This window comes from Haladaptatus sp. (genome assembly GCF_049589095.1).
Lineage (GTDB): Archaea > Halobacteriota > Halobacteria > Halobacteriales > Haladaptataceae > Haladaptatus.
In genome coordinates, this window is record NZ_JBAWAC010000468.1 from 1 (window position 1) to 1,973 (window position 1,973).

A 1,973-nucleotide genomic window follows, 5' to 3' on the forward strand; every position below is an offset into this window, starting at 1 on the left:
CAGCGTGAAACAAAGCGACACCGGAAGCGCCAATGATCGCGGGAAGGGTTAGCCATGACCGCAGATAGATAGCCGACCAATTTTCGATGGTCCCCTCCGCAAAATAGCTGAGAAAGACGATTCCAGCTATGAGCACGATGGCAAAATTCAGAAAGAGGCTTCGCTGATCGCCGGCCGCTTCGGTTTCGTTCCGGGTTCGGTGACGTTCCGGAAGCGAACGGGTCACGAAGAACAGTATTGCGATGAGCGCGACCGCGATAGCCAACCCGATGTAGATGAGTCTGAACGATACGTCAGCGGTCAGCAAAATTCCTGCCAGTAACGCGCTGATCGCTGCAAATGCACTATAGGCCGCGTGAAAGTAGGTCATAATCCGCTGGCCATTCGCCTGTTCGACGTCAATACCAGCAGCGTTGATACCAACGTCGAACGCGCTGTTCGCAGCGAAATAGAGCAGAAAGGTTCCGGCGAGAAACCAATAGCTACGGGCCTGTGAGATTCCGAGTATCGCCACGCCCATCACGAATCCGGCGATGCCGATGAGAACGCGCGGACTGAATCGGTCAACGATCCGGCCGCCGACGAGCATCGCCGGTATCGCGGCGAGCACGCCGACGGTGAGAACGACGCCCAACGCGCCAGGCGAAAGCGAGAGGGATGTCCGAAGGTCGGCCAGCAACACTTCCCAAATGCCGGTAATAAAACCAAAAAGACCGAACGAGAGAGCGGTGGCGATGAACGCCGGTGTTCGAAAGATCGACCGTGGTCCGTCCTCCGTCATATTCGCCATTCATCGCATCCGACGTGGGTCAGTATCATGTGGCTACTGGCAGCATACTCCTCAGTTCAACAACTCGATTTGCACGATGCCCGAATTCGACTTCTCCGGGTCACGTGTCGTTTCGAGCGTGACGGGCCGTCCGGTCGCGTTCACGGCACCCACCGCAATGAACGATGCAACGGGATGGTCGAAACGATCGACCGGACCGTATCGACTGTCGCTGATACGGATGTTGATAGTATCGTTCTTCACGTCCACTTCGGGAGTCGCGCTTCCGACGAGTTCGAACCCTTCAACGAGCGCGTCCGCGAGTTCGTCGGCGAGGTCGGGGATATCGTCCGCGGTGTCGTCCACCATCGACTCGTATTCGTGGAACAGGCCTGCTCCTGTCGGTGGAACGGCCACGCCTCGCTGGCGCTCGTCGTCCGTCACGACGAACAGCGTGTCCGCCTCATCCTCCGAGGGCACCTCGTACTCTCGGTGATGTGGAACGAAGAGACGGACGCCCGCATTCGGGTCGGTCGAGTCACCGGCCGGGAGATAGACGTTTGTCTCGGAGAGGCCGAGGGACTCAATCAGTTCGTCGCCGATTGCCGCATGGGCGGCATACGTGCGCTCACCGACCGCCGCCGAGACGAACCGTTCGGGCGTCAAAAAGTAGATGAGCACGGCCCCGAACAGACCGGTTCCGGCGAGGGCGAAGAGGACGGTTCGTGACGTGGGCACCAACAGTCCACCGACGGCAACGAGCGCCCCGATGACGGCCATCGCGAGCGCCGTTCGGCGATAGCTCGTCTGCCGTGCGCGACGGTATTCGGCGCGGAGCCGATTGTTTTCCTCCGAGAGCAGTTCAAGTCGAGCGGTGAGGTCGGGGTCCGATGGCGGTTCCGACATCTCCTGCTGGTCGTCATCTCCGTTCGTCATTGATGGGGTAACGTTCTCACTCATGGGTTGTCCTCGACGAGTCCGAGCGCGATGCGTTCGTACCGATGCAGTCCATACGAGCCGATGGCGAACACGACCACGAGAAAGACCAGCGGTTGCCAGAGCCGGTCACTCCACCGAACGATCGCCAGTGTACAGCCACCGAGTGCAAGGGCGACGACGCTCGTGACGAGTACCCGCCAGCGCGGACGGTCGAGCGCGAGCGATGGCCCGACGAGCATGGCGAGGAGGCCGAGTTCGGATAGGA

2 protein-coding genes and 1 pseudogene are annotated in these 1,973 nt (G+C 60.2%); all 3 read right to left on the reverse strand.

The window, feature by feature from the left end; translation table 11 throughout:
- Positions 1-781 (reverse strand): MFS transporter (locus WBV42_RS14570; protein ID WP_423986676.1); only part of this gene is annotated, 781 nt, incomplete at its 3' end.
- Between the two features lie 60 nt (positions 782-841).
- Entirely contained in the window at positions 842-1,729 is an 888-nt protein-coding gene (locus tag WBV42_RS14575) for a hypothetical protein (protein WP_423986677.1), read from the reverse strand.
- Positions 1,726-1,973, reverse strand: a pseudogene (locus tag WBV42_RS14580) (hypothetical protein); the annotation flags it as partial. The pseudogene WBV42_RS14580 and the gene WBV42_RS14575, both read right to left, overlap by 4 nt.

Excerpts from the sequence above, each read along its gene's own strand:
- WBV42_RS14575 (WP_423986677.1), bottom strand. The coding sequence starts at position 1,729 with ATGAGTGAGAACGTTACCCCATCAATGACGAACGGAGATGACGACCAG.